Origin of the sequence: Sodalis sp. RH19, from assembly GCF_047324215.1 — a bacterium.
GTDB lineage: Bacteria > Pseudomonadota > Gammaproteobacteria > Enterobacterales > Enterobacteriaceae > Acerihabitans.
Window position 1 is genome coordinate 4,866,291 of sequence record NZ_CP178734.1, and the last position, 19,762, is coordinate 4,886,052.

Consider the following 19,762-nt stretch of genomic DNA (forward strand, 5'->3'; position numbering starts at 1 on the left):
CGGCCGTTCTCATTTTCAACTCCCGCCCGCTCATCAATAAGTGCCGTATTAAATATTTATTTAGTTAAATAACTCTGCAATAAATTATGAATGTAATGGAATATTTTTTTGTACTTAATGATGAATATTATTTTTACTAAAAATAGGCAGGGAATAACAATTTTCTGATTGATGTAGTCATCGTTATTTTATTATTAAACAAGTCTGCCTTTATCATCCCTATTGAAGTCGATAAACTTAACGGGTAAAGTTATACATAATCCGCTTATAATATTCTGCTATAGAGAAATAAAATAGTAACAGGAGATAATATGGAAAAGGTTAATGGGAATATTCCCACTGACAATGGAGTGATCGCATTTACGCCCCCACCTGCCGACAGCATGGTCGCACATAATACGATACTGGCCGGAAGACTACGCAACGCCGGAAACGCGCCCGGTTGCACAGCCCTGAATCAGTGTCATCACCCCATGGGCCATTATCCAATGCCAACGGCCATCTATCTCCCCGTTTATCCCGTCTATATGGGATGTTATACACCGGGATATGTTTATCCGCCCCGGGCTATGGTGCATAACCAAATAAACCTGTCTGTTTGCACTTCGCCTGAAATAGCCGCTTATCCGCAAGAGAGCCGGCAGCAAGCCGTTGGTAAAGAAAGACTCCCGGTTTTTCCCAGCCGGTTCCAAGGTACCTATCGCGGCCCGATACGCAACAAGAAAGATATCGCTAAGCCGTCCATGCCTAATCCTGTTGACTCAGCTATTGATACCGGCTCATTAAATGAAAGTAAGAAATTCATATTAAAGTGAGCGGAATAATATAAATAGCCATAGTGGTATGTGATCATGCTGCCGCTTTACCCGCCCTAATGCATTCCCGGAAGCCGGCTGGAATCAACGGCGTTTGTGCCAGCCGTCCGGCTCCTGGCAAAAACCGCAGGCATCCATAAACTGCGCCATCACCGCCAGGTCTTCGAAGTATTGGTTATTGCCTAGCCACCAATGATTGATTTCCGGCAGCAGCCGCTGCACTTCCGTCATAAGATAGAGCCCTACGCCGCGGCGGCGGGTTACCGCGCGCACCTGCGGCGCCACCAGGCGGCCTTCGTTCCATTCGTTATCAATGATCACCTGCACCGCGCCTAATAACCTGTCGTTAAAACGGGCGGCGAACACCGCGTGCGAGCCGGAAAGGCGGGCGTTGAGCAACGCGATATCGGTATTTGGCCAAATTTTCGCCAAATCAATCATATCCTGCGGGGTAAAACGGGATAACTGCTCAATAGTCAATTTCATACGTGTAATCACTTAAGACATAAAAAAATAATGTAGCGAATTTGTTGACAAAAGATTGTCTAAATCTTGCGATGATTAAAATAGCAATAAGTGATGCCCATCACAATAATTCCGGGTAAACGATCTCCCTGAATAGCCTAACCTAGCACGACCCGCTAGAAGATGATGAAAATACCGATAATAATATCATTATTTTGTGCTGTCCATGCAGGTTATTTCTGAAAGTATAAGTTGATTTACAGCATAATATTTCTGTTTAATAATATGAAAAATAAAGCTTATTAGAGAATCTTCGCAATCTGTAGGCTAAAGCATTATTACATATAATAAAAATACCAAATAGCGGTGAAAAACCGGCCAAAAAACAGGCAGCAAACACAACAAAACGGAGAACAGTGGATGAAATTCAACAAAGGCAACGCTTTGCTGGCCGGCTGTATGGCCATGGCAATGAGCCATTCCGTCTGGGCACAAGATATCAAGGTCGCCGTGGTCGGCGCAATGTCCGGTCCGGTTGCCCAATATGGCGACATGGAATTTACCGGGGCGCGCCAGGCCATTGCCGATATTAACGCCAAGGGCGGGGTAAAGGGCAACAAACTGGTGGGCGTCGAATATGATGACGCCTGCGATCCAAAGCAGGCGGTGGCGGTGGCCAATAAAGTCATCAACGATGGCATAAAGTATGTCATCGGCCATCTTTGCTCCTCCTCCACCCAGCCGGCGTCCGATATCTATGAAGACGAGGGCGTCATCATGATCACCCCGGCGGCCACCAATGCCGACCTGACCACGCGCGGCTATAAGATGATTATGCGTACCACCGGCCTGGACTCCGATCAGGGGCCGACCGCCGCGAAATACATCCTTGACGCGGTCAAACCTAAACGCATCGCCGTGGTTCACGACAAACAGCAGTACGGCGAGGGTCTGGCGCGTTCGGTACAGGACAGCCTGAAGAAAAATGGCGGCAACGTGGTGCTGTTCGAAGGGATCACCGCCGGTGATAAGGATTTCTCAACCCTGGTGGCGCGCCTGAAGAAAGAGAACGTTGATTTCGTTTATTTCGGCGGGTATTACCCGGAAATGGGGCAAATCCTGCGCCAGGCTAAACAGGCCGGACTGACCACCAAATTCATGGGGCCGGAAGGGGTAGGCAATTCCTCGTTATCCAACATCGCCGGCGCCGCCTCCGAAGGCATGCTGGTGACCCTGCCGAAGCGTTATGATCAGGTACCGTCCAACCAGCCGATAGTCGCCGCGCTGAAGGCGAAAAAGCTCGATCCCACCGGCCCGTTCGTCTGGACTACCTATGCGGCGGTACAGTCCCTGGCGGCCGGTATGGAAAGCGCCGGCATGGAACCGGCCGATATCGTCAAGGACCTGAAAGCCAGGACCGTGGAAACCGTTATGGGTCCATTGAGCTGGGATGAGAAGGGCGATCTGAAAGGATTTGAGTTCGGCGTATTTACATGGCACGCAGACGGTACTTCCACACCGATTAAATAATCTGCCGTTCCTCCCTGGTTAAAAAAATATCGCCGCTCCCGTTGGCCTCGCGTCACCGGGAGCGGCTTCGAAGGTTAAGGTATGTCCGAGCAGTTCCTTTATTTTATGCAGCAGTTGTTCAACGGCCTGACGTTGGGCAGCACCTATGCATTGATTGCCATTGGCTACACCATGGTTTACGGCATTATCGGCATGATTAACTTCGCCCACGGCGAAGTCTATATGATCGGCAGTTATGTCTCCTTTATTGTTATTGCCGCGCTGATGATGATGGGCATCGACGCCGGCTGGCTGCTGATCGGCGCCGGGTTTATCGCCGCCATCGTGATTTCCAGCGCCTACGGCTGGAGCATAGAACGGGTGGCCTATAAGCCGGTACGCTCCTCCAAGCGCCTGATTGCCCTGATTTCAGCCATCGGCATGTCTATTTTCCTGCAAAACTACGTTAGCCTGACGCAGGGTTCGCGGGATCTGGCGCTGCCGAGCCTGGCCAGCGGCCAATGGGTGCTGGGCGAAAGCAATGGTTTTGTCACCAGCATCAGCACCATGCAATTTACCATCTGGGCGGTGACCTTTGTCGCCATGCTGGCCCTGACGTTGTTTATTCGTTATTCACGCATGGGCCGCGCCTGTCGCGCCTGCGCGGAAGATTTGAAAATGGCCAGCCTGCTCGGCATCAGCACCGACCGGGTTATTTCACTGACCTTTGTGATTGGCGCGGCGATGGCGGCGGTGGCCGGCGTGCTGCTGGGCCAGTTTTATGGCGTCATCAACCCCTATATCGGCTTCATGGCCGGCATGAAGGCGTTTACCGCCGCGGTGTTGGGCGGTATCGGCAGCATTCCCGGCGCGATGCTGGGCGGGTTGATCCTGGGGGTAGCAGAGGCGCTGACCTCGGCCTACCTGAGCAGCGAATATAAAGACGTGGTCTCGTTTGCGTTGCTTATCGTGGTGTTGCTGGTGCTGCCCACCGGCATCCTGGGCCGTCCGGAGGTTGAGAAGGTATGAAGATCAACCATTTATTAAACGCGCTGTTCTGCGCGTTTATGCTGCTGGTGCTGGCCGCCTTTATGATGGGTATGCGCCTGAGCCTGGACGGTACCCACCTGGTGGTGCATAACGCCGGTGCGGTACGCTGGTATTGGATCGGTGCCGGCTGCGCGGTGGTGTTCGTGTTCCAGCTATTGCGGCCGGTTTTCCAGCATAGCCTGAAAAAAATCAGCGGGCCGTCCTGGGTATTGCCGAGCTTTGACGGCTCCACGCCGCGCCAGAAATGGCTCGCGCTGGTGATGATCCTGGCCGCCATCGCCTGGCCGTTCCTGGTATCGCGCGGCACGGTGGATATCGCCACCCTGACGCTTATCTATGTGATGCTGGGCCTGGGGTTGAACGTGGTGGTGGGATTATCCGGCCTGCTGGTACTGGGCTATGGCGGATTCTATGCCATCGGCGCCTATACCTACGCGTTGCTGAATCATTACTGCGGCCTGGGTTTTTGGGAAAGCCTGCCCCTGGCGGGGCTGGTCGCCGCCGGTTTTGGCCTGTTGCTGGGTTTTCCTGTGCTGCGCCTGCGCGGCGATTATCTGGCCATCGTTACCCTGGGATTTGGCGAGATTGTCCGCATCCTGCTGCTTAACAATACCGAGATAACCGGCGGGCCGAACGGGATCAGCCAGATCCCGAAACCCACCTTTTTTGGCCTGGAGTTTAACCGCAGCCCGCGCGACGGCGGTTGGGACACCTTCCATAACTTTTTTGGCCTGACCTACGACCCCAGCGACCGGATTATCTTTTTATATATGGTGGCGCTGCTGTTGGTGATTTTAACCTTGTTTGTGATAAACCGTCTGCTGCGCATGCCGCTGGGCCGGGCCTGGGAGGCGCTGCGCGAGGATGAAATCGCCTGTCGTTCGCTGGGCCTGAGCCCGACCCGTATCAAACTGACCGCCTTTACCATCAGCGCGGCGTTCGCCGGTTTTGCCGGGACGCTGTTTGCCGCGCGCCAGGGTTTTGTCAGCCCGGAGTCGTTTACCTTCGTCGAATCCGCCTTTGTGCTGGCCATTGTGGTGTTGGGCGGTATGGGGTCGCAGTTCGCGGTGATCCTGGCGGCCATCCTGCTGGTGGTGTCCCGCGAGCTGATGCGTGACCTGAACCAGTACAGCATGCTGCTGCTGGGCGCGTTGATGGTGCTGATGATGATCTGGCGACCGCAGGGCCTGTTGCCGATGAAACGTCCGCAGATGAAAATGAAGACCGGTAAAGGAGCGCAGGCATGACGTCCACGGCATTGCAGCCCCTGTTATCCGTTAAGGCGTTGACCATGCGTTTTGGCGGTCTGCTGGCGGTTAACCAGGTTGAACTGGAATTATTCCCCGGCGAAATCGTGTCGCTGATCGGACCCAACGGCGCCGGTAAAACGACGGTGTTTAACTGCCTGACCGGGTTTTATCGTCCCACCGGCGGCACTATCATGCTGCGCGATCAGCATCTGGAAGGGCTTCCGGGCCAAACCATCGCCCGTATGGGGGTGGTGCGTACCTTCCAGCATGTGCGCTTATTCCGGGAAATGACGGTAATCGAAAACCTGCTGGTGGCGCAGCATCAGCATCTTAAAAGCGGCGTATTTGCCGGCTTGCTGAAAACCCGCGCCTTCCGCCAGGCGGAAGCCGAGGCGCAGGATTATGCCGGCGCCTGGCTTGACCGCGTGGGTTTACTGGAGTTGGCTAACCGTCAGGCGGGTAACCTGGCGTATGGCCAGCAGCGCCGGCTGGAGATTGCCCGGTGCATGGTGACGCGCCCGTCGCTGCTGATGCTTGATGAACCGGCCGCCGGCCTGAACCCGAACGAGACCGCCGAGCTGAACCTGCTGATTGCCGAACTGCGGTCACAGCATAATGTATCGGTGTTATTGATTGAGCATGATATGAAGTTGGTGATGGGTATTTCCGATCGCATTTATGTGGTTAACCAGGGCATGCCGTTGGCAAAGGGTACGCCCGCCGAGATTCGCAGTAACCCGGACGTGATTCGGGCCTATTTGGGAGAGGCCTGATGACTCAGGATACCGCTATGCTGTCATTGCACCGGGTGTCGGCGCATTACGGTAAAATCCAGGCGTTGCATGAGGTGAGCCTGCATATTAATCCGGGCGAGATCGTGACGCTTATCGGCGCCAACGGCGCCGGCAAAACCACGTTGTTGGGTACGCTGTGTGGTGATCCGCGCGCCTCCAAGGGCCGGATTATGTTTGAGGGCGGCGATATTACCGATTGGCCGACGGCGCGGATCATGCGTGCCTCGATTGCCATCGTGCCGGAAGGGCGGCGGGTGTTTTCGCGGATGACGGTGGAAGAGAACCTGGCGATGGGGGGGTTCTTTGCCGACCGTCCGCAGTATCAGCAGCGGATTAAGCGGGTGTTCGAGCTTTTCCCGCGTTTGTATGAGCGTCGTGTGCAGCGCGCGGGCACCATGTCCGGGGGCGAGCAGCAGATGCTGGCCATTGGGCGGGCGTTGATGAGCCAGCCGCGATTGCTGCTGCTGGATGAGCCTTCGCTGGGACTGGCGCCGATTATTATCCAGCAGATATTCGATACCATCGAGCAGTTGCGTCAGGAGGGGATGACCATTTTCCTGGTGGAGCAGAATGCGAACCAGGCGCTGAAACTGGCTGACCGCGGCTATGTGTTGGAAAACGGCCATGTGGTGCTGGAGGATAGCGGCGAGGCGTTGCTGGCGAACGAGGCGGTGCGCAGCGCTTATCTGGGCGGGTGAGGTTATGTTGCCGCGGCGAGGGTTTGGCTGATGCTTGCGGGGAGGTTTATGTTGCCGCGGCGAGGGTTTGGCCTGATGCTTGCGGGGAGATTTATGTTACCGCGGTGAGGGTTTGGCTGACGCTTGCGGGGAGGTTTATGTTGCCGCGGCGAGGGTTTGGCTGATGCTTGCGGGTGAGGTTTATGTTGCCGCGGCGAGGGCTTGGCTGATGCTTGCGGGGAGGTTTATGTTGCCGCGGCTGGGGTTTCGCTGACACTTGCGGGTGAGGTTTATGTTGCCGCGGCGAGGGCTTCGCTTGCCATGCGTTCGGCTATTTTATGTCGTGCCGGGTGCCGGCAAGCGACAAGGAGGCCGTACCGCGACGGCCTCCTTGACCTCCGCGCGTCCGGCAGATCGTGCGCCGCTGCGCGGTGCCCGGCATCACCCATCCCGGCTTGTGGACCGCCCGGCATGCGCTCCCGGCGCAGCCCGGGCTTTCGCCGCTCCCGGCGGCTCATCCAGCCGTGACGTGCGCCGCCGGCGCACTCTATGCCGGCACCACGTCAACACCATCGCCTGCCAGCAAAACAGCGTTTTGGGGTCCTTAGCGGTATGCGCTTACCGGGAAAGGTCTCAGTATTCGTTTTGCGCTAATGTTTACAGGCTGATGGCTAATGGCTGAAAGCGTAATGCTTAATGTTAAAACTCAAAACTCAAAACTCAAAACTCAAAATTGAATGATGAATGTCATATGTCATAACTGCATAACTACATAACTGCATAACTGCATAACTGCATAACTGCATAACTGCATAACTGCATGACTGCATGACTGCATGACTGATAAGTCTCTTTCGGTATGCCTGCTTTTCGCTATGTCAGCGGCATTCCAGACCCGTTGCATTCTGTAATGGTTAACCGTATCCCGGCGCCAGACCTTATCCCAAGCATCAGCGCCGCTGTTGTTTCATAATATGCGGTGCGAACAGCGACATGGGGACCGGCATAAAGCGCGCTGACGGCGCCTGTGACCCCGGCATGAGCCGCCGGGAGCGGCGAAAGGCCCGGTAGCGCCGGGAGCGCATACCGGGCCGGTGCATCACGGGGGCATGGGCGGCGGAAGGCATCGCGCAGCGACGCGCGACCTGCCGGGCGCGCGGAGGTCAAGGAGGCCGTCGCGGTACGGCCTCTTTGTCGCTTGCCGGCACCCGGCATTCCATATAACCGCCGAACGCACGGCAAGCGAAACCTTCTCCGAAACGACATAAACCTCCCCGCCTCCCGCCTCCCGCCGTCAGTCGCCAGCAGCCAGCAGATTCATTGTGATGCTTGCCGGCCCGCCTGTAAGCTCAAAGCGCAGCGGGCCTGCCGTGCCGTGGTGCGCTCCGGTGAACTGAGACTGCCCCTTCGCCCCCATCGGCAGGCTTTCCCGCTGGGAATTAAGGGCGTTAAGCCGACTCGCCGGTTAATTCTGACACCGTCAGGCCCGCCTGGCGACGCGCTGGGCGAAGAATTCGCCGCGCGCTGTCACCCCGCTGTCATAAGGGTGTTATTTTTCTGTCATTTCAGCATGTCATGTTACAGGCCGATGAACTTTTCCGGCATTCAGGAGCATGGCATGTTGAAGCACTCAATTCGTATCGCCGCCTTAAGCGTGGCGTTGACGCTGGCCGTGAGCACCAGCGCCCAGGCAGTGACCGAAATTCCTTTCTGGCATTCAATGGATAGTGTGCTGGGCACCGAGGTGGATTCCCTGGCCGCGCGCTTTAATCAGACGCATCCTGATTATCATGTCGTGCCGGTGTACAAGGGGAATTACGAGCAGGGTCTGACGGCGGGCATCGCGGCATTCCGTACCGGCACCGCGCCGGCGATTTTGCAGGTGTATGAAGTCGGCACCGCCACCATGATGGCCAGCAAGGCCTATAAGCCGGTGTACCAGGTGTTTGAACAGGCCGGCATCAAGAATGATGAGTCGGCGTTTGTGCCCACCGTTTCCGGCTACTACAGCGACAGTAAGACCGGGCATCTGCTGTCCCAACCCTTCAACAGCTCGACCCCGGTATTGTATTACAACAAGGACGCCTTTAAAAAAGCCGGACTGGATCCGGAACATGCCCCGCAAACCTGGCAGGAACTGGCCGCGGCGGCCGCTAAACTGCGCGCCAGCGGTATGGCATGCGGTTATGCCAGCGGCTGGCAGGGTTGGATCCAAATCGAGAACTTCAGCGCCTGGCATGGCCTGCCGGTGGCGACCAAGGATAACGGCTTTGCCGGCAACGACGCGGAGCTGATTTTTAATAAGCCCGAGCAGGTGAAACATATCCAATTGCTGTCGGACATGAACAAGAAAGGGGATTTCAGCTATTTCGGCCGTAAGGACGAGTCCACCGAGAAGTTTTACAACGGCTCATGCGGCATGACCACCGCCTCGTCAGGCTCCCTGGCCGCGATTCGCCAGTATGCCAAGTTTAATTACGGCGTGGGTATGATGCCGTATGACGCCGACGTGAAGAACGCGCCGCAAAACGCCATTATCGGCGGCGCCAGCCTGTGGGTGATGAGCGGTAAGGATGACGCGACCTATAAAGGGGTGGCGGAGTTCCTGCAGTTCCTTGCCCAGCCTGATATCGCCGCCGAGTGGCATCAGAAAACCGGTTACCTGCCCATCACCACCGCCGCGTATGAGCTGACCCGATCCCAGGGTTTTTATGACAAAAACCCCGGCGCCGATATCGCCACCCGCCAGATGCTGAATAAACCGCCGTTGCCGTTCACCAAAGGCATGCGGTTGGGCAATATGCAGCAAATCCGCACCGTGGTGGACGAAGAGCTGGAACGCGTCTGGACCGGCAAGGCCACGCCTCAGGAGGCCCTGGACAGCGCGGTTAAACGCGGCAACCAGTTGCTGCGCCGGTTTGAACAATCGCTGAAGTAAACCTCAGTTGGCGACCCGCCGCGCCGTGCGGCGGGTACATTTTTGCATTGCGGGTTGGGTTGTTTATGGCTATCGCGCCCCATCGCGGATTCAAACAACGCTGGCTGGCCTATCTTCTGGTGCTGCCGCAGTTGGTGATTACCGCGATTTTTTTTCTTTGGCCGGCGGGGACCGCGCTGTGGTATTCGGTGCAGCGGGTGGACCCGTTCGGAATAGAGAATACCTTTGTCGGCCTGGATAATTTTGTCCAGCTGACACAGGATGAATATTATCTGGATTCCCTGGTCACGACGCTTATCTTCAGCGGCCTGGTGACCGGCATCGGCCTGCTGGTGGCGCTGTTGCTGGCGGCGCTGGTGGATTATGTGCTGCGCGGCAAACGTATTTACCAGACGCTGCTGCTATTGCCCTACGCGGTGGCGCCGGCGGTGGCTGCGGTATTATGGATGTTCCTGTTCAGCCCCGGGCTGGGGCTTATCGCCTATCTGCTTAATAATCTGGGGTATCACTGGAATCATGCGCAAAACAGCGGGCAGGCGATGTTCCTGGTGGTGCTGATCTCCATCTGGCAGCAGGTAAGCTATAACTTTTTGTTTTTCCTCGCCGCGCTGCAATCCATTCCGCGTTCACTGGTGGAGGCCGCAGCCATCGACGGCGCCGGCCCGGTACGGCGATTTATCGATTTATCGCTGCCGCTTATCACGCCGGTGAGCTTTTTCCTGCTGGTCATCAACCTGGTGTACGCTTTTTTCGATACCTTTCCGGTCATCGACGCGGCAACCGCCGGCGGGCCGGTGCAGGCCACCACTACCCTGATTTACAAAATCTACCGCGAGGGTTTTGCCGGCCTGGATCTCTCCAGTTCCGCCGCGCAGTCGGTGGTGCTGATGATGGTGGTGATTGTGCTGACGGTCATCCAGTTTCGTTTTGTCGAGCGTAAGGTGCGATATCAATGATAGAACATCGCCGCGGACTGGATATCTTCAGCCATTTAATACTGATACTAAGCGTTGCCGTTATTCTGCTGCCGTTATATATCGCGCTGGTGGCGGCCACCATGGACAACCGCCAGGTGTTCCAGGTGCCGTTGAGCCTGGTGCCGGGCAGCCATCTGTGGGAAAACATCCGCCATGTCTGGCAAGAGGGCGTGGGCAGCCAGGCGGTGCCGTTCAGCCGGCTGCTGTTCAATAGCTTGGTCATGGCGCTGGGAATCACCCTGGGCAAGATCAGCGTGTCGATGTTATCCGCCTACGCCATCGTTTATTTTCGCTTTCCATTGCGCAACCTGTTTTTCTGGCTGATCTTCATGACGCTGATGCTGCCGGTGGAAGTGCGTATTTTTCCCACCGTCGATGTGATAGCCAATCTGCATTTGCTTGATAGCTATACCGGCCTGACGTTGCCGTTGATGGCATCCGCCACCGCAACATTCCTGTTCCGCCAGTTCTTTATGACCATTCCCCATGAACTGCTGGAGGCGGCGCGCATCGACGGCGCCGGGCCGCTGCGGTTTTTGTGGGATATCCTGCTGCCGCTGTCGAAAACCAATCTGGCGGCGCTGTTTGTGATCATCTTTATCTACGGCTGGAACCAGTATCTGTGGCCGATCCTGATTATCAACAACAGCGCGATGGGCACCGCGGTGGCGGGCATCCGCAGCATGATCGCCAGCGGCGACAGCGCCACGCAATGGAATTATGTGATGGCGGCGATGCTGCTGACCATGATCCCGCCCCTGGCAATCGTATTGCTGATGCAGCGCTGGTTTGTGCGCGGCCTGGTTGATAGCGAGAAATAAAACATTATGGCGAGTTTGATTTTACAAGCGGTCGAAAAGACCTATGACGGCAAGACGTCGGTGATAGCGCCCTTAAACCTGGACGTGGCCGACGGGGAGTTTATCGTACTGGTCGGGCCTTCCGGCTGCGGCAAATCGACCCTGCTGCGCATGGTCGCGGGGCTGGAGAGCGTCAGCAGCGGCGATATTTATATTGATGGCGAACGGGTGACGGAGCGTGAACCCAAGGATCGCGGCATTGCCATGGTGTTTCAGAATTATGCGCTCTACCCCCATATGAGCGTCTATGACAATATGGCCTACGGCCTGAAAATTCGCGGTTTCGGCAAACAGCATATCCAACGGCTGGTGGAGCGCGTGGCGCAGATATTGGAACTTGGGGAACTGCTGAAACGCAAGCCGCGCGAACTGTCCGGCGGGCAGCGCCAGCGCGTGGCGATGGGGCGAGCGCTGGTGCGGGAGCCGGCGGTATTCCTGTTTGATGAGCCGTTATCCAATCTTGACGCCAAATTACGCACCCAGATGCGGCTGGAACTGCAAATACTGCATCGGCGGCTGAGGACCACCAGTCTGTATGTGACCCACGATCAGGTAGAGGCCATGACGCTGGCGGAGCGGGTGATCGTAATGAACAAGGGGCGGGTGGAGCAAATCGGCACCCCGACGGAGATTTATCGCCGCCCGGCATCGCTGTTTGTCGCCGGTTTTATGGGGTCTCCCGCCATGAATTTGCTGCCGGGACGCGTAAGCGAGGATGGCGGCAGCTTCCAGGTCAGCGGCGGCCCGTCGCTGCCCTTGCCCGCCGTCGGCGCGCAATGGCGCGGGCGCGAGTTGACCGCGGGTATCCGTCCGGAGCATATTGAACAGTCAGGGCGCGCAACTGACGGCCCGGCGCTGGAAATTATTTCACTTGAGCAACTGGGTGCGGATAACCTGGTCCATGGGCGCTGGGGTGGGCGTTCCATGGTGATACGACTGCCGCATGATGAGCAGCCCGCCATTGGGACGATACTTTATTTACGGTGTCCTGCCCATGCATGGCACTTTTTTGATCCCTTAAGCGGATCCCGGGTGGACTTATGACAAAAAACTGGCCTTATCCGACCATCGTCGCGCATCGCGGCGGCGGCTCGCTGGCACCTGAAAACACCCTGGCGGCCATTGATACCGGCGCACGCTATGGCCATAAAATGATTGAGCTGGATGCGAAGCTTTCAGCCGACGGACAGATTTTTTTATTGCATGACGATACGCTGGATCGTACCAGCAACGGCCATGGCATCGCCGGCCACTTTGCCTGGGACGATCTGGCGCTGCTGGATGCCGGGGCCTGGTTCAACGATAAGTTCCGCGGCGAACCCTTGCCGCTGCTGGCGGACGTTGCCGCCCGCTGCGAGCGGCATGGCCTGGCGGTGAATATCGAAATCAAACCCACCACCGGCACCGATATCGGCACCGGTCGCGCCGTGGCGCAGGCGGCGGTTCAGCTGTGGCAAGAGTGCGACGTGCCGCCGCTGTTGTCCTCGTTTTCCGTCGACGCGCTGGCGGCCGCTTTGCAGGTTGCTCCCCAACTGCCGCGCGGGTTGTTGCTGCACTTTTGGGATGATAATTGGCCGCGGCTCGCCCAGGAACTCCAGTGCAGCGCGCTGCACCTGAATCATGAAGTGCTGACTGAAGAGCGGGTGGCGAAAATCACCGATGCCGGCCTGCATATCCTGGCTTATACCGTGAATAGCCCTTATAGAGCGCGCGCCCTGCTGAGCTGGGGGGTTGATACCCTGTGTACCGACCGGATTGATTTGATCGGGCCCAATTTTGCCAATAGCTAGGCCAATAGCTAGCGCCACCTTTTAGCTATGCGGGCGCGCTGACGCCTGGCATGCTGACATCCTATATCCTGCGAACCACCAGGCCGCCACCGGTAGGGTCCGCGGCATAAACCCGCACCAACCCGGGCTCCTCGCCTGACGACAGGCACCGCGAATTTCGCGCCGGGTTGACCCCTGGCTCAGGGATTTTGCTGCGGCTGTTTTAGCGGCGTGTTCTGCTGCGCCCGCTGACGATCGTTGTTAAGCTGCGATTGCAGCTGGCTGCGCTGCTGTTGCTGCTGGGCTTGCTGCTGTTGCTGCAAGCGGAGCTGCTGCTGCTGCGCGCTGGATTGCATCTGCTGTTTCAACTGTTGCTGGGCCGGGCTTTGCGCAAACGGATCGTTGCGCTGCGCGGGCGTGAGGGGTTTAACCGCCGCCGTAACCGCAAACGACGCCAGCATGACCGGCAGCAATAGCCAAAAATAGGTTTTCATGAGTGGCTCCGTGATGATGACTTTATCATTTTAACCGTTAAACGCGCCAAACGCAGGGTGAAGCGTGCGTATTTGCGTGCGGCGTCCCAGGTAAATATTGAAACTGCCGTTAAATTGGTTAATAAGTAAATAAATAAAACCATCAGGAAGAAAACCTTATGCCTATTCTTTCCTCCGGTCGCTTGTTGTCGCTGGTCCTTGCCCTGTTGCTGATCATGCCGCCTGCCGGCGCCGCGCCGTTGTCCTACGGCATTGAAAATGATATCCAGCATCCGGTGTATGCCCGGCACGGCATGGTTTCCACGGTAGACGAGACGGCAACGGGGGTGGGGTTGGATATCCTGCGCGCGGGCGGCAACGCGGTGGATGCGGCGGTGGCGGTAGGGTACGCGCTGGCGGTAACCCACCCGCAGGCGGGCAACCTGGGCGGCGGCGGTTTTATGCTGGTGCGCACGCGACAGGGCGAAACGGTGGCGATTGATTTTCGTGAAATGGCGCCGGCCGGGGCCACGCGCGATATGTTTATCGGCCCGGACGGCAACGCCGACAGCAAACGTTCGCTGACCGGTCCGCTGGCCTCCGGTACGCCGGGCACCGTCGCGGGTATGTCGCTGGCGCTGGACCGTTTCGGCACCCTGCCGCTGGCCCGGGTGATGCAGCCGGCCATTAAGCTGGCCCGGGAGGGGTTTAGCGTTGATAAGGCCCTGGCCGACGACCTGGCCTCTTATGGCAGAGAAGCGCTTATCAACCATCCGAACAGCAAGGCGGTATTTTTTAAAGCTGACGGCCAGCCCTATGCCGAGGGGGAGAGACTCAGCCAGCCGCAGCTGGCCCACAGCCTTACGCTTATCGCCGAGCAGGGGCCGCAGGCGTTCTATCAGGGCGCCATCGCTGATGAAATCGCCGCCGAGATGCAGCGTGACGGCGGGCTTATCGGCAAGGCCGATCTCGCCGCCTACCGGGCGGTGGCGCGCCAGCCGGTATCCGGCAGCTATCGGGGATATCAGGTCTTTTCCATGCCGCCGCCCTCCTCCGGCGGCATCCATATTATCCAGATCCTGAATATCCTGGAGAATTTTGACCTGGCGCATATGGGCGCCGGCAGCGCTGACGCCATCCAGGTGATGGCGGAGGCGATGAAATTCGCCTATGCCGATCGCTCGGAATATCTCGGCGATCCGGACTTCGTCAAGGTTCCGGTCCAGGCGCTGACCAGCAAGGCCTATGCCAAAACCCTGGCGCAGCGCATCGATGTCAACCGGGCCAATCCGTCGGTCACCATCAAGCCTGGCCAGTTGCAGCCCTACGAGAGCGATCAGACCACCCATTACTCGGTGGTGGATGGGCAGGGCAACGCGGTGGCGGTAACGTATACCCTCAACACGTATTTCGGCAGCGGCATCATGGCCGGCGACAGCGGCATTCTGCTCAATAACGAAATGGATGATTTTTCCGCCAAACCCGGCGTGCCGAATATGTATGGGCTGGTGGGCGGGGACGCCAACGCCGTCCAGGCCGGTAAGCGGCCGTTGTCCTCCATGTCGCCCACCATCGTGGTAAAGGACGGCAAGACCTGGCTGGTTACCGGCAGCCCCGGCGGCAGCCGCATTATCACCACCGTGCTGCAAATGCTGGTCAATACCATCGATTTTCAGATGAATGTCGCCGAGGCGAGCGCCGCGCCGCGGTTTCATCAGCAGTGGACCCCGGACGAGCTCCGGGTGGAAAAAGGCTTTAGCCCCGATACCCTCAAGCTGCTGGGCGAACGGGGACAGCACATCAAGGTCTTGCCGGTAATGGGCAGTACGCAGAGCATCATGGTGATGCCCGACGGCACGTTTACCGGCGCCTCGGACCCGCGCACCATTGATGACCTGACCGCCGGTTATTAACGCCGCCTTGGGGCGGCGCAGGCTGGGGCCGGCGGCCGGTCTCCGCCTGTGTGCTCATTAAACATCCATCTGTAAACCCGATTAATCAAAATTATCTAAACGAATCCGCTAGAATAGCGCTTTGGTTTTACAGGATAGCCCAACGTGCCGCTGCTTATCATCACCACCATTTTATGGGCGTTTTCATTCAGCCTGATCGGCGTATACCTGGCCGGACAGGTCGACAGCTATTTTTCGGTGCTGGTGCGTCTTACGCTTGCGGCGCTGGTTTTCCTGCCGTTCTTGCGCTGGCGCGGCTACCGCGTCAAGCCGCTGCTGCTGTATATGGCGATCGGCGCCTGCCAGTTGGGCATCATGTATATGATTAGCTACCGGGCCTATCTCTATCTGTCGGTGCCGGAATTTTTACTGTTTACCGTCATGACGCCCTTATACGTGACGCTGGTATACGACCTGCTGCGCCGTCGCCGGCTGCGCTGGGGATATGTGCTCAGCGCCATGCCGGCGGTGGCCGGCGCGGCTATCATCCGCTACGACGGCGTCAGTGCGCATTATTGGCACGGCCTGCTGCTGGTGCAGGCGGCCAATTTGATGTTCGCTATCGGCCAGGTGGGCTACAAACGGCTGATGGAGGTATACCCGATGCCGCAGCATACGGCGTTTTCCTGGTTTTACCTCGGTTCGTTTATCGTGGCGCTGGCGGGCTGGTGTCTGTTCGGCAATGCGCAGCAGTTGCCCGCCACCTCATTGCAATGGGGCGTGCTGATCTGGCTGGGGGTCGGCGCTTCGGCGCTGGGGTATTTTATGTGGAACTACGGCGCCACCCAGGTGGATGCGGGTACGCTCGGTATTATGAATAACTTTCATGTTCCCGCCGGCCTGCTGGTCAATTTCGCCATCTGGCAACAACAGCCGCACTGGCCGAGTTTTATCGTCGGCGCGTTGGTGATCATGGCGTCGCTGTGGGTTCACCGCCGCTGGATCGTTGGGCATCCCGCACATACGGCAAATGCGCGCAGGCATGCTGACGAGACGAGCGAATAAAGGCCTCGATGACGGGCTGGCGCTGCTCGCCGTCCCTGACCGCGGCGTAAAGCCGGCTCCACAGCCCTTTACCCAGGGTCTTGGTCACAATCAGTCCCTGGCGCTCAAAACTTTCCACCACCCAATGTGGCAGCGCGGCGATGCCCATGCGCGCCGACACCATCTGTATCAGCAGTAGGGTATTGTCCACGCTCTTGAGTACCGGACTTATGCCCGCCGGCTGCAGGAAATGCCGCCAGATATCCATACGCTGGCGCTGAACCGGGTAAATCATCAGCACTTCCTCGCTTAAATCCGCGGGCGCTATCCGCTCTTTTAACGCCAGCGGATGATCGGGCGCCAGCACCAGCCGCACTTCATAATCAAACATCGGCACATAAAACAGCCCGCTGCGCGGCAGGATATCCGAGGTCAGCACCAGGTCCAGCTCGCCCTGCTGCAGGGCGGGCTGCGGATCGAAGGTTACGCCCGAGCGAAAATCCACCAGTACCTGCGGCCATAGCTCGCGAAATTCGGTAAGCGCGGGCGTTAGCCATTGAATACAGCTATGGCACTCAATGGCCAGGCGCAGCGTGGTCTGGCGCGGCTCCAGGCAGTTTTGCAGCGCCTGCTGCACCTGGGGCAGGATTTGTTCGGCCAGCTGCAGCAGGATCTCGCCCTGAGGGGTAAAACGCAGCGGCTGGCTTTTGCGCACGAACAACCGGAAGCCCAGCCGCTGCTCCAGATCGCTGAACTGATGCGAGAGCGCGGATTGCGTCTGGTGAAGCTGCGCCGACGCGGCGGCCAGCGAGCCGCTGTTACGCAGCGCCTGCAGCGTGCGCAGATGTTTAAGTTCGATCATGAGGGTGTTTCACCTGGAAGTGAATAATTTGCGCTTGTGGATAATACAGTACATGGTGAATATGGATGTGTAAACATCCGGACGTCTAAATGGGAGAGAGCAATGGCAATTTTAAGTCACACACTGGGTTTTCCGCGCGTGGGCTTGCACCGCGAACTGAAAAAAGCGCAGGAAAGCTATTGGGCAGGGAAATCGTCGCAGCAGGACTTGCTGGCCGTGGGCCGCGAACTGCGCGCGCGCCACTGGCAACAGCAGAAAGATGCCGGCGTGGACCTGCTGCCGGTGGGCGATTTTGCCTGGTATGATCATGTTCTGACCACCAGCCTGATGTTGGATAATGTGCCGGCGCGCCATCGCGACGGCGCCAATGCGTCCGATCTTGATACCCTGTTTCGCATCGGCCGCGGCCGGGCGCCTACCGGTGAACCCGCCGCCGCCGCGGAAATGACCAAATGGTTTAATACTAATTATCACTATATGGTGCCGGAGTTTTCCCGCGGCCAATCTTTCCGCCTGGGCTGGACGCAACTGCTGGACGAAGTGGACGAAGCCCTGGCGCTGGGCCATAACGTCAAGCCGGTGCTGCTGGGGCCTGTCAGCTATCTGTGGCTGGGTAAGGTAAAGGGTGAAGCCTTCGACCGCCTGTCGCTGCTGACCGGAATATTGCCGGTGTATCGCCAGGTACTGGCGGAGCTGGCTAAACGCGGTATCGAATGGGTGCAAATCGACGAGCCGGCGCTGGTATTGGAACTGCCGCAGGCCTGGCGTGACGCCTATCAAACCGCCTATCAGGATTTGCAGGGATCGGTCAAGCTGCTGCTGACCACCTATTTCGACAGTATCGGCCACCATCTGGACCAGATTCGCGCGTTGCCGGTCCAGGGCCTGCATGTAGACCTGGTGGCGGGCAAGGATAATCTTGCTGTACTGCACGCGCAGTTGCCGGCGGACTGGCTGCTGTCGCTGGGCATCATCAACGGCCGCAACGTCTGGCGCGCCGACCTTGCCGCCTGCCTTGAGCGCATCCAGCCGCTGGCCGGCCAGCGCCCGCTATGGGTGGCAACCTCTTGTTCGCTGTTGCACAGCCCCATAGATTTAAGCGTCGAGACCCGTCTGGACGACGAGGTGAAAAGCTGGTTCGCCTTTGCCCTGCAAAAATGCGCCGAGCTGGGACTGCTGCGGGCGGCGCTGGCGCAGCCCGATGACGCGCATCTGCGGGAACTGGCGCAATACAGCCAGCCTATCCGCAATCGCCGTCATTCCAGCCGGGTCAATAATCAGCAGGTCAGCGCCCGCCTGGAAAAAATCACCGCGCAGGACAGCCGGCGCCAACAGCCTTATACGCAGCGCGCCCAGGTGCAGCGCCGGCGTTTTGACCTGCCGGCATGGCCGACCACTACCATAGGTTCATTCCCGCAAACCGCCGATATCCGCGGCCTGCGCCTGGACTTCAAACGCGGGCGCCTGGATAAAGCGCGCTACCGCACCGGGATTGGCGAGCATATTAAACACGCCATCGCCGAACAGGAACGCCTGGGGCTTGATGTGCTGGTGCACGGCGAGGCCGAGCGCAACGATATGGTGGAGTACTTCGGCGAGCATCTGGACGGCTTTGTCTTTACGCAAAACGGCTGGGTGCAAAGCTACGGCTCCCGCTGTGTAAAACCGCCGATTATCATCGGCGATATCAGCCGCCCGTCGCCCATCACCGTGGAATGGGCGCAATATGCCCAGTCGCTGACCGACAAGCCGGTGAAAGGCATGCTTACCGGTCCGGTGACCATCCTGTGCTGGTCGTTCCCGCGCGAGGATGTCAGCCGTAAGACGATTGCGCGCCAGATAGCTTTGGCGCTGCGCGATGAAGTGGCGGATTTGGAGCAGGCGGGCATCGGCATTATCCAGATCGACGAACCGGCGCTGCGTGAAGGGCTGCCGCTGCGGCAAAGCGAGTGGCCGGCCTACCTGGCATGGGCGGTGGAGGCCTTTCGTTTGAACGCCGCGGTGGCGCGCGACGACACCCAGATCCATACCCATATGTGCTACTGCGAGTTTAACGACATCATGGATGCCATTGCGGCGCTGGACGCCGATGTGATCACCATCGAAACTTCGCGTTCGGATATGGAGCTGCTGGAAAGCTTTAAGGAATTTGATTATCCCAATGAAATCGGACCCGGCGTTTATGATATCCATTCCCCGAACGTGCCGAGCGAGGAGTGGATCGTCACGCTGCTGCGCAAGGCCGCCGAGCGTATTCCGGCGGAACGCCTGTGGGTCAATCCGGATTGCGGACTTAAAACCCGCGCCTGGCCGGAAACCCGCCAGTCACTGGCGAATATGGTCAGCGCCGCGAAACGACTGCGCGCCGAACAAAGATAAGCCAATTA

Annotated in this window: 17 protein-coding genes; 14 read left to right on the forward strand and 3 right to left on the reverse strand. The window is 58.0% G+C overall.

The annotated features are described in order from the left end of the window. Positions 1 to 311 precede the first annotated feature (311 nt). Positions 312 to 815, forward strand: coding sequence for a hypothetical protein (locus tag ACL2XF_RS21895; RefSeq protein ID WP_413727530.1), 504 nt, complete (start codon positions 312 to 314; stop codon positions 813 to 815). 84 nt (positions 816 to 899) lie between these two features. Here ACL2XF_RS21895 and panM read toward each other — a convergent pair whose 3' ends face one another. Next, positions 900 to 1,301 carry an aspartate 1-decarboxylase autocleavage activator PanM gene (gene panM, locus ACL2XF_RS21900; RefSeq protein WP_410013075.1) on the reverse strand — a complete coding sequence of 134 codons (402 nt, stop codon included), beginning with the start codon at positions 1,299 to 1,301 and terminating at the stop codon, positions 900 to 902. A gap of 399 nt (positions 1,302 to 1,700) precedes the next feature. Here panM and ACL2XF_RS21905 point away from each other — a divergent pair, with 399 nt between their 5' ends. The 10 genes from ACL2XF_RS21905 to ugpQ all read left to right on the forward strand — a co-directional run bounded on the left by ACL2XF_RS21905 (position 1,701) and on the right by ugpQ (position 13,125). Beyond that, complete coding sequence (locus ACL2XF_RS21905) at positions 1,701 to 2,810, forward strand: branched-chain amino acid ABC transporter substrate-binding protein (RefSeq protein ID WP_410013076.1); 1,110 nt, start codon at positions 1,701 to 1,703, stop codon at positions 2,808 to 2,810. A gap of 81 nt (positions 2,811 to 2,891) precedes the next feature. After that, positions 2,892 to 3,818: a high-affinity branched-chain amino acid ABC transporter permease LivH gene (livH, locus tag ACL2XF_RS21910; RefSeq protein ID WP_331120756.1), complete on the forward strand. Its 927-nt coding sequence runs from the start codon at positions 2,892 to 2,894 to the stop codon at positions 3,816 to 3,818. Then, positions 3,815 to 5,086 (forward strand): high-affinity branched-chain amino acid ABC transporter permease LivM, encoded by a 1,272-nt coding sequence (locus ACL2XF_RS21915; protein ID WP_410013077.1) that lies wholly within the window; start codon positions 3,815 to 3,817, stop codon positions 5,084 to 5,086. Before livH ends, ACL2XF_RS21915 begins: the two co-directional genes overlap by 4 nt. Next, on the forward strand, positions 5,083 to 5,862 hold the full coding sequence (livG, locus tag ACL2XF_RS21920; protein ID WP_410013078.1) for a high-affinity branched-chain amino acid ABC transporter ATP-binding protein LivG: 780 nt from the start codon (positions 5,083 to 5,085) through the stop codon (positions 5,860 to 5,862). Before ACL2XF_RS21915 ends, livG begins: the two co-directional genes overlap by 4 nt. Next, positions 5,862 to 6,581, forward strand: a complete 720-nt coding sequence (gene livF / locus ACL2XF_RS21925) for a high-affinity branched-chain amino acid ABC transporter ATP-binding protein LivF (RefSeq protein WP_410013079.1) — start codon at positions 5,862 to 5,864, stop codon at positions 6,579 to 6,581. Before livG ends, livF begins: the two co-directional genes overlap by 1 nt. Positions 6,582 to 8,178: 1,597 nt before the next feature. Further along, positions 8,179 to 9,498 carry a sn-glycerol-3-phosphate ABC transporter substrate-binding protein UgpB gene (ugpB, locus tag ACL2XF_RS21930; protein WP_413721649.1) on the forward strand — a complete coding sequence of 440 codons (1,320 nt, stop codon included), beginning with the start codon at positions 8,179 to 8,181 and terminating at the stop codon, positions 9,496 to 9,498. Between the two features lie 65 nt (positions 9,499 to 9,563). Next, positions 9,564 to 10,454: a sn-glycerol-3-phosphate ABC transporter permease UgpA gene (gene ugpA, locus ACL2XF_RS21935; RefSeq protein WP_410013081.1), complete on the forward strand. Its 891-nt coding sequence runs from the start codon at positions 9,564 to 9,566 to the stop codon at positions 10,452 to 10,454. Beyond that, positions 10,451 to 11,296 (forward strand): sn-glycerol-3-phosphate ABC transporter permease UgpE, encoded by an 846-nt coding sequence (ugpE, locus tag ACL2XF_RS21940; protein WP_410013082.1) that lies wholly within the window; start codon positions 10,451 to 10,453, stop codon positions 11,294 to 11,296. Before ugpA ends, ugpE begins: the two co-directional genes overlap by 4 nt. Before the next feature lie 6 nt (positions 11,297 to 11,302). After that, positions 11,303 to 12,379 (forward strand): sn-glycerol-3-phosphate import ATP-binding protein UgpC, encoded by a 1,077-nt coding sequence (locus ACL2XF_RS21945; RefSeq protein ID WP_413721648.1) that lies wholly within the window; start codon positions 11,303 to 11,305, stop codon positions 12,377 to 12,379. Then, positions 12,376 to 13,125: a glycerophosphodiester phosphodiesterase gene (gene ugpQ / locus ACL2XF_RS21950; RefSeq protein WP_410013084.1), complete on the forward strand. Its 750-nt coding sequence runs from the start codon at positions 12,376 to 12,378 to the stop codon at positions 13,123 to 13,125. The genes ACL2XF_RS21945 and ugpQ overlap by 4 nt, the downstream gene beginning before the upstream one ends. A 179-nt stretch (positions 13,126 to 13,304) precedes the next feature. Here ugpQ and ACL2XF_RS21955 read toward each other — a convergent pair whose 3' ends face one another. Continuing rightward, positions 13,305 to 13,598, reverse strand: a complete 294-nt coding sequence (locus ACL2XF_RS21955; RefSeq protein WP_410013085.1) for a DUF2756 domain-containing protein — start codon at positions 13,596 to 13,598, stop codon at positions 13,305 to 13,307. Positions 13,599 to 13,813: 215 nt separating this feature from the next. On the opposite strand from ACL2XF_RS21955, the gene ggt reads away from it, so the two are divergent. After that, entirely contained in the window at positions 13,814 to 15,490 is a 1,677-nt protein-coding gene (gene ggt, locus ACL2XF_RS21960) for a gamma-glutamyltransferase (protein WP_413728845.1), read from the forward strand. Between the two features lie 144 nt (positions 15,491 to 15,634). Next, positions 15,635 to 16,534 carry a carboxylate/amino acid/amine transporter gene (locus ACL2XF_RS21965; RefSeq protein ID WP_413727531.1) on the forward strand — a complete coding sequence of 300 codons (900 nt, stop codon included), beginning with the start codon at positions 15,635 to 15,637 and terminating at the stop codon, positions 16,532 to 16,534. On the opposite strand, the gene metR is transcribed toward ACL2XF_RS21965, so the two are convergent. Further along, complete coding sequence (metR, locus tag ACL2XF_RS21970) at positions 16,440 to 17,375, reverse strand: HTH-type transcriptional regulator MetR (protein WP_410013087.1); 936 nt, start codon at positions 17,373 to 17,375, stop codon at positions 16,440 to 16,442. The genes ACL2XF_RS21965 and metR overlap by 95 nt on opposite strands. A gap of 102 nt (positions 17,376 to 17,477) precedes the next feature. Between metR and metE the strand changes: the two genes are divergently transcribed. Next, positions 17,478 to 19,754 (forward strand): 5-methyltetrahydropteroyltriglutamate--homocysteine S-methyltransferase, encoded by a 2,277-nt coding sequence (metE, locus tag ACL2XF_RS21975; protein WP_410013088.1) that lies wholly within the window; start codon positions 17,478 to 17,480, stop codon positions 19,752 to 19,754. The last annotated feature ends 8 nt before the right edge of the window (positions 19,755 to 19,762 follow it).